Genomic DNA, 13,539 nt, shown 5'->3' with positions numbered 1-13,539 from the left:
CTTATGCATATCCGCTAGCTATCGTTTAAATATCGCTGTACGTTTTTTAATCACAAAATAAAGGGCGATAACGACAATAGCCAATATCATTATCGGCGTTGTATAAGTGCCCGCAATGTTCTCAACGTCATCCCACTGACTTCCGAGCTGAATGCCTAAATAAACAAAGAGGATAGACCACGGAATGATAGCAAGTACAGTCAGTACCACAAATTTGAGAAACGGCATTTTGGCAATGCCTGCGGGAATGGATATCGCATGTCTGACAACTGGTATAAAACGTGCCGAGAAGACAACACCCGTGCCGTACTTTTGAAACCAGTTTTCTGACATGTCGATATGATGCTTTTTAATCAATAAGTACTTCCCGTATTTGTCCAAAAACGGTCTGCCGCCATAGCGTCCGATCCAATAAATAAAGATCTGGGCAATGGTGCCCCCGATAACACCCGCAATGATGGCGCCAATAAACCCAATCGTGCCTTCCGATACCATATAGCCGCCATAGGCCAATACAATTTCACTCGGAATGATTTCAATCATCAAGCCAATCGCAATGCCCGCATATCCCATGTTCGTCAGCCATGTTAAAATTTCGCTTATCAAACTGCCCACATTCTTCACACCTGTCCTAATCTTTTTCTCTATTATATGACTGATTGACGAGCAAGATGGTTACAATTTTTTATCGCAGCATTTCTTTCGTTTCCCGTTTGATCACATCTTCTAAATAGGCCAAAAGCTGAGATCTCATTTCGGGGCGCATTAAGCCGATTTCAGTGCTCGCTTTAAAACAACCCAGCTTATCGCCAATGTCATATCGATTTCCTTCCAGCAGCCGGGCATGGATAGGCTGCTTACGGCAAGCCTCACGAAGCGCATCTGTAAGCTGAATTTCGTTGCCCGCGCCTCTGCCAATGGACTTTAAAACGGGGAAGATCGATGAATTCAGCACATAACGTCCCATCACGGCGATTTCCGAAGGCGCTTCTTCAGGAGAAGGCTTTTCCACTAAATCGTTCACTTCGTATACATGCCCTTGAGACCCTGATGTATTGATAATACCATATTTGCTGACATCCTCAGGGAGAACTGACTGTACACCGACAACCTCTGTGCCATAAACGTCATATACATCCATTAATTGCCGAAGAGCCGGTGTTTCAGACACCATAATATCATCACCTAAAAGGACGGCAAACGGTTCATCGCCAATGAAATGCTCCGCGCACAAAACGGCATGTCCCAAGCCAAGCGGCTCCTTCTGACGAATATAATGGATATTCGCAAGATTTGCAATGTCCTGCATTTCGCCTAAGATGTCTGTTTTCCCTTTTTCAATCAAATTCTGTTCAAGCTCAATGGAACGGTCAAAATGATCTTCAATCGCGCGCTTGTTTCGCCCTGTAATAATCAAAATATCTTCAATACCTGACTGAACCGCTTCCTCAACGATATATTGAATAGCAGGCTTATCAACGATAGGGAGCATTTCCTTAGGCTGAGCTTTCGTTGCAGGTAAAAAACGTGTTCCTAGACCTGCTGCAGGGATGACGGCTTTTCTGATTTTTTTCATTTCCTTCACTCCATTTCAGTTTTCTTACATTGATTCTGATTTTTTCAACGGATCGCGGAAGACCCAGAGGCGATTCCCGATAAAATTAATCACCATACCGCCGACAGTTGCAATCAATTTGCTGATCAGAAGAGACAATCCGGCTTTTTGAAGGCCGAATAGCAGCAAAAACGTCATACCGGACGCTGCGAGATTAACGGCGATAAACCGAATCATTTCCTGTTTGTCGGCTTTTTTCTTCACTTCAAACGTCCAAATCCGATTCCAAATATAACTGTTGGCGATTCCGGACGTATAAGAACAAACCTGGGCAATGAGATATGGCACCTGTAAAGCGGTTAAAAGGAAAAATACACAAAAGTCAATAAGCGTGTTGCCAACTCCGACGGTACCAAAACGTATAAGCGTAGTCATTTGTTTCTTCAGCATAACGGCATTCCATTTTACCTCCAATCGAAGAAATTCAGTAGTGGCCGCGGAAGCCATCTTATGTACAAATCACTTTAAAGAAGAGAGTTGAATAAACAATTACTAAAATATGAACAAACCATTAAAAAAGAAGGGGAGGACGATAATGAAATACAACTGCTGCCTGTTTTCATTTTTTAGTTTACATAATATATATTCTAGGAAGTAAACAAAATAAATGAATTTCCATCTCAATACAAAAGTATACTTAAGTTAGTGAGACAGAAATTGAAATTTTACTGTTGGAAGTCTAATCAAAAAAATGGCGTTGTCAATCCATAATAAACTGCTTCCAAATCTTCCAGCGTCATATCGCCATATGCGCATTTGATAACCGAGTCAGCAAATACATCGTAGTCATAATCTGTAGAAAAACCTTGCTGTAGCTGTTTTTCGTAAGCTTCGATCTGTTCTTTTTGATATTGGATGTCTTTTTCCTTACCAGGATAGTCCGGACCATTTATCGCATTATTCATTTCTTTGAACAGCATCATATACTGCTTCAGTGTTTCATCCACAACCTAAACCTCCTTGTTTTGCTGTATAAGATGATGAAAACGGACATCATTGCTGATGCCCGCCAAAAGCTAAACTATTTGGGTTCTGTTCCCCAAATCAGTTTTCCGTGATTATATAATGTGATTTTTTCCGTTGTTTTAAACATATTTGATTGGAAAAAGGAATAATCCTCACCCTGTGCATAATTGCTCCAGTCATCATTGTGAAAACGAAGCTGAATATCCCCTGTGTTTGCTCCCGGTGACAGCGTTCCATTTTTAAACCCTAGTTCCAGATAGGTATCTGCACCCTGCTTAGGTTTATGTAACGCCACAAACTTGTGGGTCACATTGCCGCATCCAATCTGCGCGTAGTCACAGTCAAAGTTTTGAGGTTTGTTTTTTGCGTTATACCAGTAACGGACAGTGATATCTTTTAAATCAACTCTGGTGTTGCCGTTATTTTTTATGTGAAGCTGCGGGCGGATTTGGTTCCCGTTCACACTTCCATCACCTGCCCTGTATTGCACAGAAATGCTGTTTTTCTGTGTGGGTTGATCTTGTGTTGGCGTTTCAGGAATGTCCTTCGTCGAATCTTTGGTACCGAGAATGTTTTCTCTTACGAATGCTCCTGAAGCGGATAAACCTGATAACGGCCAGCCGCCTGTTTTAGATGCTCCCGGCTTTAAAGCTGAAGATGATTCCTGCTTATCAGAAAGATTCCAGTTTACCCAGCTGATGTTCTTGCTGTTGAGATAATTCAGCCATTCCCTCGACTGGTCAAGAAATACTCCGCCATTTCCGGAAGCATCGCTTGTCCCCCACTCCGTCACAAAAATAGGTGCTCCTTTGCTGAGTGCATAGTTTGCTTTATCCCGTAAAAACTGGCCATGTGTGCCGGCATAAAAATGAAGCGCGTACATGACATTTGCATCCTTTAGCTGATCATCGGCAGCATCATTCACATCCTGGCTCCATGTACCGGTACCGACAATAATGATGTTGTCGGGATCGTTTTTGCGGATAACGGAAATCACTTCTTCCGCATACCGTTTAATATCACGCTTCCAGTTCACATCGCCGTTTGGTTCGTTCGCAATTTCATAAATGACGTTTGGCGTGCTTCCGTAAAGGCTTGACATTTCCTTGAAGAATTCTTTTGCCTTCTCTTTATTTTGATTTGGATTGCCGTCATTTAAGATATGCCAGTCAATGATGACATATATCCCAAGCTCTTTTGCCGCTTCAACCGCTTCTTTTACTTTGTTTTTCACAGACGGATTATCAATATAACCGCCGTCGGCCGTATACATCGCCGCGCGGAAAACCGTAATGCCCCAATCGTCTCTCAGCCATTTTAAGCTGTCTTTATTGACAAAATCGCCATACCATTGCAATCCGTGTGAACTGATCCCCTTCAGCTGCACCGCTTTGCCGTTTTGATTGACTAGCTGTGTACCTTTTATGCTAAGCTGGCCATTTATGGATACTGGCGTTTTTGTCACTGCTGCAGATGCTTCTGGAGCAGTCAAGCCGCTATTTGCTAGTAATGCAATAAATAAACATACAATTAAGATAGAGACTGAACGTTTCATAATATTCTTTCCTCCTTCAAATGATTATGTAAAACATATGCCTAGTACCGTTCTCCTCCCTTTCGCTTTTTTAGCACGGACTCATTGTAAAAATCTTTCTTATGATTGTCTATCAACCTAATTTCTTGTTTTTAGGCGGTTTAAAAACCTGCCAATTTGCTCTTTTTGTCTTGTTTCAGATACTGCTGATACATGCGGACCACATATAAAAGTATGTAACCAGGACTTTACACGTTATTTTTTTATGAAATCAAAACATTCCGCTTCTTTTCGCCAAATAAAAAGCTGCATTCAATTGATTGAATGCAGCCGTGTTCTTATGCTTCTTGTCTTTCATCTTCCCAAGTTTCAGTGTTTTTAAGACCCGGGATGTTTTTCGCTTTGAATACAGGATCAAGTCCTTGTTTACGCTGTTTCGCGTAATCTTTATACACTTTGTAAGCAACGTTCGACAGCAGTGTAATAACAATTAAGTTAATCAGCGCCATGATACCCATAAAGAGGTCCGCCATGTCCCACACAATCTGGAACCCTGCTACACATCCAAAGACAACCATAGCAATAACCGCGATGCGGTAAATATTCAGCCATGTTTTGCTTGTTTTAATAAATTCAATGTTTGTCTCCCCATAATAGTAGTTTCCGACAACTGAACTAAAGGCAAACAAGAACATTGCAATTGCTATGAAACCAGGCGCCCAGCCTCCAATATGGTGGCTCAGAGCAGCTTGTGTAACCTGGATGCCGTCACCTTTTGGTGTTACACTGTATAGTAAGATGATAAACGCTGTAGACGTACATATGATAAATGTATCGAAAAACACGCCTAATGTTTGAATAAAGCCCTGCTTTGCCGGATGCGAAACATGAGCTGTCGCAGCAGCGTTAGGCGCGCTACCCATTCCCGCTTCGTTAGAGAAAAGCCCGCGCTGTGCACCGATGACGATGATAGCTCCCAGTCCGCCGCCGACAACTTGTTCAAATCCCAAAGCATTTTTGACAATTATCGCAATAACGCTTGGGAATGCAGAAATATTGGTGAATACAACATATAGTGCAATGAGAATATAAAGACCAGCCATCACTGGAACAATCAATTGTGTCACTGCGACTACACGTTTTAAACCGCCGAAAATAATAAAAGCCGTTAAAGCAGCAAGAACAGTAGCCACAACTGTTTTGTTCACATGAAATGCGCCTTCTAACGCTCCCGCAATTGTATTGGATTGAACAGCGTTAAAGATTAAACCGAATGATACGGTAATTAAGACAGCGAATACGATGCCGAGCCATCTGACTCCAAGACCTTTTTGAATATAGTAGGCCGGTCCGCCGCGGAAATCGTTTCCGTCCTTCACTTTATAAAGCTGTGCTAACGTACTCTCAACAAAGCTTGAAGCCATACCTACAGCAGCTACAACCCACATCCAAAATACAGCGCCGGGTCCGCCTGTCGCAATTGCTAAGGCAACACCAGTCAAATTCCCTGTACCGACTCGGGATGCAGCAGAAATAAAGAACGCCTGCATAGACGAAACACCTTTATTTCCTTCAGGCTTCTCACCTACTATTCTGAACATTTCAATAAAATAACGGAATTGGATAAAACCAAAACGAAGTGTAAAAAATAGTCCAAGTCCTATTAAAATATAAAATAAATATTTCCAGATAAAATCACTTGGAATATTGATCAAACTGTTGAAAAAAGACTCCATATTGACCTCCCGTTTTCATCAATTCATTGTGAATTCATATTTGATGTTAGATTTTTTAACATAACGAGTTTTATTATATCACAATATGTCGAATTAGGAAGTTTTTTCGTGAAGATTGTTGTCCTAGATTGATGCTTCACTCCTTTGGTCTCCCTCTCTATTATTTTCCTATGAATAAAAATATTTCTTATAAGCAAGATTTCTCTTTTAAAAGTAAGAATTTCTTTCCTGCCACCTTCCGTTTCCTTTGATAAATAAAATCATAATTCCTAAACAACAAACATATCTTTTAAAATGTGTTTTTATTCACATCTTAGTATACATACACTAATAAAAGAAATTTCTCTTTAAAAATAAGCAAAAAGATATATACTTAACAAAGTGAAATTTATTTTTAAATTTAATAAATCGGTTTACTTTTAGGATGGGTTAGGGTATTATTATAAAAATATTCAGTAATATTAAAGGAGGGGGAGATCATTTGAAAAAAGTAACGATACTAAAAGCGTCCATCTTATTTTTGGCGATTGCCAGCTTTCATTTGTTCTCAATTCCCCACGCCTTTGATATAGGCCATCATTATAAAGCCGTAGCCGACCAGCAGGAAATGCATGAGATGAAAGCCGGGCAAAATGCAGATGATGAGAAGAAATCCATCACAGGGGCATTTGCGCTGACTGCTCTATGGGCAATGGCTGTTCTGCTTCTGACCGCTGAAAGCAAAAGTACGGGATACTCCCGCAGGCGCCAGCGGAAAAAAAGCTTTATACTGGCCAAATTTTATCAATCGTCTTATTTCGGCAAACTTCATGTTCAACATCACCCGATTATATAACGAAAATATGAGGAGGCTGTTAAACATGTTGTTTATCTTAAGAATGGTGATTTTAGGCTTATTTTCTTTCACCGCGCTGAATTTATTTGTATGGCAAGGAATCGAATTTGTTCATGCCTTTACAGATCTTTTCACTAGCCATGAAAGCTAATTGAAATACAAACGAAACCCGCTCACATGATATGAGCGGGTTTTTTATTATTGTTCTGTATGAAGGCGCCAGACAGCTGTAACCTTGCCTGATTCCTCTTCATCAATAAAGAAAGAGCCATTGCTGTATCTGTCGTTTGTCCGCAAGTCTTTTGCCTGCAGTTCTTTTCTGTCGCCTTTTTCTGTTTCCACCATAAGCCGCTGTTCAAGACCGCAAGCGAACAGCGCTACGACCCGGTGAGGATTCTTCTTCAGTTCCCTTAGCATAACAACACCACGTTTTGCACGGGATGTTTTTTCAAACTCGGAAAGACTCATGCGTTTCACCGCTCCCCGCTGTGTGAACAATACAATTGAATCAGATTCTTGAAGGATTTCTCCAGAGACAACAAAGTCATCTTCTTTTAAGTTAATCCCTTTGACACCAGCGGCACGCGCGCCAACTACATTTACTTCGTCTTCTCCAAACCATAAGCCATACCCTAGGTGAGTGGCCATAAAGATCTGGCTTTCCCCATTTGTTACATGTACATCAATCAGTTCGTCTTCACCCTTCAGATTTAAGGCCACAAGCGCTTTAGAATAACGCTGTGCTTTATAATGGGTGAGCTCTGTCTTTTTCACCATTCCGTTTTTCGTAAAGAACAATAGATACGCCGACGGATCAAATTCTTTTATCGGTATGGCCTTTACAATCGTTTCATCACGGTCAATGGTGATTATATTTGAAAAATGCTGGCCCATGTCCTTCCATCTAATATCAGGCAGCTGGTGAACCGGACAATAAATGTAGCTTCCTTTGTTCGTAAAGAGCAGCAGCACATCCGTCGTATTCATTTCAAACTGATGGAGCATCCTGTCCGTATCTTTCATTCCGAAATCCTGGCCGTTGGAAGCGGCAAATGAACGCTGGCTCGTCCGTTTTAGGTAGCCATCCTTCGTAACGGTCACATATACATCCTCAGACGCAACCATGACTTCAAGGTTAATCTTAATTTCCTCAATTTTTTCTTCAATCACGGAGCGCCTCGTGTCTGCATATTTCTTTTTCAGTGCTTTTAAGCTGTTTGTGATCACTTTTAACAGCTTTTTATCATTGCTCAGAATGGATTCGAGCTCTTCAATTTTTTTGCCGAGCTCTTCTGCTTCTTCTTTCAGTGCTGTGATATCTGTATTGGTTAAACGATATAGCTGCAGTGACACGATGGCTTCAGCCTGAGGCTCTGTAAATTCATATTTCGCTATCAAGTTGTTTTTAGCGTCACGTTTATCGCTTGAAGAACGAATTGTTGCAATGACTTCATCCAAAATGGACAAAGCTTTCATGAGTCCTTCTACGATGTGATGTCTGTCTTTTGCTTTTTGAAGCTCATAAACGGACCGGTTTGTGACGACTTCCTTTTGGTGGCCGATATATGCATCCAAAATAGACGGCAGGCTCATCAACATCGGACGGCGATTATGAATAGCCACCATGTTAAAGTTATAGGTGATCTGCAAATCAGTATTTTTATATAAGAAATTCAAAATGCCTTTGGCATCCGCTTCTTTTTTCAGTTCAATGACCACTCTCAGCCCAGTTCGATCCGTTTCATCGCGAACCTCTGAGATGCCTTCAACCTTTTTATCAATGCGGTACTCGTCCATTTTTTTCACAAGGTTTGCTTTATTCACTTCAAATGGAATTTCCGTAATGACAATTTGTTCTCGTCCGCCTCTGATTGTTTCAATTTCAGCTTTTCCGCGGATAATAATTTTTCCTTTTCCGGTTTCGTAAGCTTTTTTTATGCCGTCAACGCCTTGAATAATCCCGCCTGTCGGAAAATCAGGCCCTTTAATGACTTCCATGAGTTCATCAACAGAGCAAGATGGCATTTGAATGCGCTTGATGACAGCATCAATGACTTCTCCCAGATGATGAGGGGGAATGTCGGTTGCGTATCCTGCTGAAATCCCGGTAGATCCGTTGACCAATAGGTTAGGAAACATCGCCGGGAGTACAACAGGCTCCTTGCTTGTATCATCGAAGTTCGGCACAAATTCAACTGTATTTTTGTCAATATCCCGAAGAAGCTCAGAAGCGATCGGAGATAACCTCGCTTCTGTATAACGCATAGCTGCCGGGGGATCTCCGTCGATGCTTCCGTTGTTCCCATGCATTTCAATTAACACATTTCGCACTTTCCAATCCTGGCTCATCCGCACCATTGCTTCATAAACCGAACTATCACCGTGCGGATGATAGTTACCGATGACGTTACCGACCGTTTTGGCCGCTTTTCTGAAGTTTTTATCAAACGTGTTTCCATCTGTATGCATCGCGTACAGAATTCTGCGCTGTACCGGCTTTAAGCCGTCTCTTGCATCAGGAAGCGCCCTGTCTTGAATAATATATTTACTATAGCGTCCAAAACGGTCGCCGATCACCTCTTCTAATGGTAAATCATGAAATAATTCTGGCTGTGACAACATTAAACCTCCTCAGCGACCGATAAGTTTTCATTTTCTAAAATATTGCTTTCTTCATCTAAGCCGAAAGCGACGTTTTTCTCAATCCACTTTCTGCGCGGCTCTACTTTGTCTCCCATTAACGTCGTGACACGTCTCTCTACACGTGCCGCATCGTCGATTTTGACCCTTACAAGCGTACGTGACTCCGGATTCATCGTCGTTTCCCACAGCTGGTCTGCGTTCATCTCTCCAAGACCCTTATATCGCTGAATGGTATAACCTTTGCCGACTTTTTTCAGGACATCACCCATCTCTTCATCAGACCATGCATATTCAATGATTTCCTTTTTTCCGCTTCCTTTGCTGACCTTATATAAAGGAGGCAGTGCAATGAACACTTTGCCATGTTCAATGAGCGGCTTCATATAGCGATAGAAAAAGGTAAGAAGCAGCACTTGAATATGAGCGCCGTCCGTATCCGCATCGGTCATAATGATGATTTTGTCGTAGTTGATATCATCGATTGAGAAATCAGCTCCGACACCCCCGCCGATCGCATGTATGATTGTATTGATCTCTTCATTTTTAAAGATATCAGCAAGCTTAGCTTTTTCCGTATTAATGACTTTACCGCGTAAAGGCAGAACTGCTTGGAATCTGCGGTCTCTTCCCTGCTTGGCTGATCCGCCTGCAGAATCCCCCTCAACGAGATACAATTCATTTTTTGCCGGGTTTCTCGAACCCGCAGGCGTCAGCTTCCCGCTTAATGTCGCTTCTGATTTTTTTCGTTTTTTGCCGCTTCTTGCTTCTTCACGGGCTTTGCGTGCCGCTTCGCGTGCCTGGCTCGCTTTGATAGCTTTTTTGACAAGAAGCGTTGCAGTATCCCGGTTTTCCTCTAAAAAGTAAGCAAGCTGCTCCGAAACAATCGCATCAACTGCTGATCTCGCTTCACTCGTACCCAGCTTTCCTTTTGTTTGTCCTTCAAATTGAAGAAGCTCCTCAGGAATCCGAACAGAAATAATGGCTGAAAGCCCTTCCCTTATATCAGTGCCTTCCAGGTTTTTATCCTTTTCTTTCAGCAAAGCCACTTTTCGCGCATATTCATTAAAAGCACGTGTCATCGCTGTTTTTGCACCTGACTCATGAGTCCCGCCGTCTTTTGTTCTGACGTTATTAACAAACGATAAAATGTTTTCAGAATAGCCGTCGTTAAACTGGAACGCAAAGTCCACTTCTATTGAATGATGCTCTCCCTCAAATGAGACCACTTCAGACAAGGCGTCTTTTTCCTCATTTAAGTAAGCGACAAACGCTTCTATGCCGTTCTCATAATAAAAGACCTCTTGCTGGTCATTGCGCTCGTCAATCAGCTCAATTTTTAATCCTTTTAACAAAAACGCAGATTCTCTTAAGCGTTCAGAAAGCGTTTCAAAATTATAAGTCGTTGTGCTGAACATCGTTGGATCTGGCTTAAAGTGTGTTAGCGTTCCTGTCTTTTTTGTTTTGCCGATCTTTTCGAGAGATGTGACTGGCTTTCCTCCGTGTTCAAAACGCTGCTGATAGACGAAACCGTCCCGCTCAATGGTAACCGTCAGCCATTCAGATAAAGCATTCACAACTGATGCACCAACTCCGTGCAGCCCTCCGCTTGTCTTATAGCCGCCTTGACCGAACTTTCCTCCGGCATGAAGCACCGTTAAAATCACTTCAGGGGTTGGTTTGCCGAGCTTATGCATTCCGGTTGGCATGCCGCGGCCTCTATCCTGTACAGATATACTGTTGTCTTTATGTATTTTGACGATTATGTGATCTCCATGGCCGGCAAGCACCTCGTCGACAGAGTTATCTACAATTTCATAAACCAAGTGGTGCAAGCCCCGTGCGTCAGTAGAGCCAATATACATACCCGGCCTTTTCCTGACAGCCTCAAGGCCTTCGAGCACCTGTATGGCATCTTCGTTGTAATCAAATTGCTGTTTTCTAGCCAAACGTACAAACCCCTTTCAAAAACTAACATTGTCTTTCTCTTTTTCAGTGTTACACCATCAATAGTATAAAGTATTTGTTATAAACCTCGCCTCGAGCCAGTACTGCCTTGGACTCCTCATTATAACCAATATGTTTGCAATCGCAACATAGAGCTAACGAATCAGTTCGCAAAACATCGGATAGTGCTGTTTTTACACTATGAGAACGTATGTTTGTTTATTATATATAAAGCAGCAGACCTTCGCAAATCGAACGGCCGAAACCCAGCTAGACAAGGTATTCAAAAAAAGCTGTTCAAGCTTTATTGTATCTGTTTCACCGTAATACGCAAACAATATCTTAAAATTAAAAAGCAAAAATCCTTGAATTCACAAGGATTTTTGCAGTTCTGCATCTATTTTGTTACAGCGTGCGCCACTTTTATGCACAGATCCATGATAACCGTTCTGTCTTTTTGCTTTAGCATCTGGTAAGCTTCTTCGTTTACCAGCCCTTGCTGTGCCCAAAATACTGGAGCGTCTGTCTCCAAAAACTCTTCCGCCACGCCTGGCAGCTGTTCTGAGCGCCGGAATACATTGACGATGTCAATCGGACCATCAATCTCCTGTAAAGATGAAACAGCTTTGACACCAAGTGCCTCATCAATTGTAGGATTGACGGGAATGATTTCATAGCCCGCATCCTGCATCGCTTTGGAAACCATATACGACGTTCTATCCGGGCGGTCAGAAAGCCCCACTACCGCGATTCGCTTGCTTTGATCAAGAATCTCTTTAATTTCCGCTTTGGAAGGGTTTTGCATCATGTACCACTCCTTTTTCATCTATTTTACACGATCAAAATGTAAGAAATCAAAATATGATGCATGTTTGATTTTATTTGTAAGCAAACTTTAAAAAACTTATCATCAGATTATGATATCTCATGTTAAAATAGAAAGAAGGGATTTTGAAAAAGGAGAAATGTAGATGTTAATTGCTTTATTGATTATTTTGGCCTACTTGATAGGCAGCATTCCATCTGGCTTAATTGTTGGCAAGCTTGCCAAGGGAATTGATATCCGGGAGCACGGGAGCGGCAACTTAGGAGCTACCAATGCATTCCGTACGTTGGGCGTAAAAGCTGGTTCGATCGTGATAGCCGGAGATATTTTGAAAGGTACGCTGGCAACTGCATTGCCTTTTCTCATGCATGTTGATATTCACCCGCTTCTAGCAGGAGTCTTTGCAGTTTTGGGCCATGTGTTTCCCGTCTTCGCTAAATTTAAAGGCGGCAAAGCCGTGGCAACGTCCGGAGGCGTTTTGCTATTTTACGCACCTCTGTTATTTATCACGATGGTCGCGGTATTTTTCATCTTTTTATACTTAACTAAATTTGTTTCTCTGTCATCGATGTTAACAGGGATCTATACTGTTATATATAGTCTCTTTGTCCATGATAAGTATTTATTGATTGTCGTTACCTTGCTCACTATTTTTGTGATATACAGACACCGGGCGAACATTAAACGAATTATTAATAAAACAGAACCTAAAGTGAAATGGTTATAAACCTTCTCTTTTGACACAGAATAGCCTAATACGTTTATAATAGAGAAAATTCAAATGAAGAACAAAGGGGTGTTCTGTTATGAATATGACAATTAACGAAGACGCACTGAACTGGTATAAGGAAGAGCTCGATTTAGAAAGCGGAGACCAGGTTCGCTTTTTCGTCCGCTACGGCGGCTGCAGCAACGTTCAAAAGGGATTTTCCCTCGGAGTGGCGAAAGATGCCCCACAAGAGGCTGGAGCCACTGCAGAAGCCGGCGGCATCACCTTCTTTATTGAAGAAAGTGATCTTTGGTACTTCGATAACCACGACCTACTAGTCAGCTATTCAGCAGACGCTGATGAACCGGTTTTTGAATACCAATAAAAAAAGAACGCACATTATGTGCGCTCTTTTTTTATAAATGAAATCTGATAAGATGATCTGTCAGGTTTTCTTGCTCCAAAATATATTTTTGTGTCTCACCCAGCAGATCAAAGTGAGGAAATTCACTTTTTTTATGTATCCATTCTTTTTTTAAACCGTACGCCGCTCCCCACTGAATCAGCTTATCAATATCTGCACAGCCTGCTTTTGTCACAGTCTTTGCTTCCGGAAACCGGTCATCCAGCCAGTAATGTGTTAAAAATGCGATTTCTCCTCTTTTCACTGCTTGTTTCCACCGGTTGAGTTCCTCACGTTTCACACCAAACGCCATATCTCGTTCACTTCC

14 protein-coding genes are annotated in these 13,539 nt (G+C 41.8%); 4 read left to right on the top strand and 10 right to left on the bottom strand.

The window, feature by feature from the left end; genetic code table 11:
- Positions 1 to 18: 18 nt before the first annotated feature.
- From uptA to GYO_RS32045, 6 genes are all read right to left on the bottom strand, one after another.
- Positions 19 to 615: an undecaprenyl phosphate transporter UptA gene (uptA, locus tag GYO_RS32070; RefSeq protein WP_014113955.1), complete on the bottom strand. Its 597-nt coding sequence runs from the start codon at positions 613 to 615 to the stop codon at positions 19 to 21.
- Between the two features lie 70 nt (positions 616 to 685).
- Positions 686 to 1,576 carry a UTP--glucose-1-phosphate uridylyltransferase GalU gene (gene galU, locus GYO_RS32065; RefSeq protein WP_014113954.1) on the bottom strand — a complete coding sequence of 297 codons (891 nt, stop codon included), beginning with the start codon at positions 1,574 to 1,576 and terminating at the stop codon, positions 686 to 688.
- Between the two features lie 24 nt (positions 1,577 to 1,600).
- Positions 1,601 to 2,005 carry a GtrA family protein gene (locus GYO_RS32060; protein ID WP_014113953.1) on the bottom strand — a complete coding sequence of 135 codons (405 nt, stop codon included), beginning with the start codon at positions 2,003 to 2,005 and terminating at the stop codon, positions 1,601 to 1,603.
- Positions 2,006 to 2,298: 293 nt separating this feature from the next.
- On the bottom strand, positions 2,299 to 2,562 hold the full coding sequence (locus GYO_RS32055; RefSeq protein WP_014113952.1) for a YnfE family protein: 264 nt from the start codon (positions 2,560 to 2,562) through the stop codon (positions 2,299 to 2,301).
- A 74-nt stretch (positions 2,563 to 2,636) separates the two neighbouring features.
- Positions 2,637 to 4,136: a cellulase family glycosylhydrolase gene (locus GYO_RS32050; protein ID WP_014113951.1), complete on the bottom strand. Its 1,500-nt coding sequence runs from the start codon at positions 4,134 to 4,136 to the stop codon at positions 2,637 to 2,639.
- A gap of 317 nt (positions 4,137 to 4,453) precedes the next feature.
- Positions 4,454 to 5,851, bottom strand: a complete 1,398-nt coding sequence (locus tag GYO_RS32045; RefSeq protein WP_014113950.1) for an alanine/glycine:cation symporter family protein — start codon at positions 5,849 to 5,851, stop codon at positions 4,454 to 4,456.
- 481 nt (positions 5,852 to 6,332) lie between these two features.
- Between GYO_RS32045 and GYO_RS32040 the strand changes: the two genes are divergently transcribed.
- Positions 6,333 to 6,686: a hypothetical protein gene (locus GYO_RS32040; protein WP_014113949.1), complete on the top strand. Its 354-nt coding sequence runs from the start codon at positions 6,333 to 6,335 to the stop codon at positions 6,684 to 6,686.
- A 25-nt stretch (positions 6,687 to 6,711) separates the two neighbouring features.
- Positions 6,712 to 6,837: a hypothetical protein gene (locus GYO_RS44235; protein WP_014113948.1), complete on the top strand. Its 126-nt coding sequence runs from the start codon at positions 6,712 to 6,714 to the stop codon at positions 6,835 to 6,837.
- 47 nt (positions 6,838 to 6,884) lie between these two features.
- Here the strand turns inward: GYO_RS44235 and parC are convergent, their stop codons facing one another.
- The 3 genes from parC to GYO_RS32020 form a co-directional block, all read right to left on the bottom strand.
- Positions 6,885 to 9,305 carry a DNA topoisomerase IV subunit A gene (parC, locus tag GYO_RS32030; protein WP_041520973.1) on the bottom strand — a complete coding sequence of 807 codons (2,421 nt, stop codon included), beginning with the start codon at positions 9,303 to 9,305 and terminating at the stop codon, positions 6,885 to 6,887.
- Between the two features lie 2 nt (positions 9,306 to 9,307).
- On the bottom strand, positions 9,308 to 11,275 hold the full coding sequence (parE, locus tag GYO_RS32025; RefSeq protein ID WP_014113946.1) for a DNA topoisomerase IV subunit B: 1,968 nt from the start codon (positions 11,273 to 11,275) through the stop codon (positions 9,308 to 9,310).
- Between the two features lie 395 nt (positions 11,276 to 11,670).
- A complete protein-coding gene (locus GYO_RS32020) occupies positions 11,671 to 12,078 on the bottom strand; it encodes a CoA-binding protein (protein ID WP_014113945.1) in 408 nt (135 codons plus the stop codon).
- 166 nt (positions 12,079 to 12,244) lie between these two features.
- Here GYO_RS32020 and plsY point away from each other — a divergent pair, with 166 nt between their 5' ends.
- Together plsY and GYO_RS32010 are read left to right on the top strand one after the other, a co-directional pair.
- The gene (gene plsY / locus GYO_RS32015; protein ID WP_003221258.1) at positions 12,245 to 12,826 is read left to right on the top strand and encodes a glycerol-3-phosphate 1-O-acyltransferase PlsY; all 582 of its coding nucleotides are present in this window, start codon (positions 12,245 to 12,247) and stop codon (positions 12,824 to 12,826) included.
- Between the two features lie 79 nt (positions 12,827 to 12,905).
- Entirely contained in the window at positions 12,906 to 13,193 is a 288-nt protein-coding gene (locus GYO_RS32010) for a HesB/YadR/YfhF family protein (RefSeq protein WP_014113944.1), read from the top strand.
- A gap of 31 nt (positions 13,194 to 13,224) precedes the next feature.
- Here the strand turns inward: GYO_RS32010 and GYO_RS32005 are convergent, their stop codons facing one another.
- Entirely contained in the window at positions 13,225 to 13,524 is a 300-nt protein-coding gene (locus tag GYO_RS32005; RefSeq protein ID WP_003221255.1) for a hypothetical protein, read from the bottom strand.
- Between the last annotated feature and the right edge of the window lie 15 nt (positions 13,525 to 13,539).

Source organism: Bacillus spizizenii TU-B-10 (assembly GCF_000227465.1).
Taxonomy (GTDB): Bacteria; Bacillota; Bacilli; order Bacillales; family Bacillaceae; genus Bacillus; species Bacillus spizizenii.
Note: the sequence above shows the minus strand (reverse complement) of the source record. Positions and strands in the feature narration are given on the sequence as shown.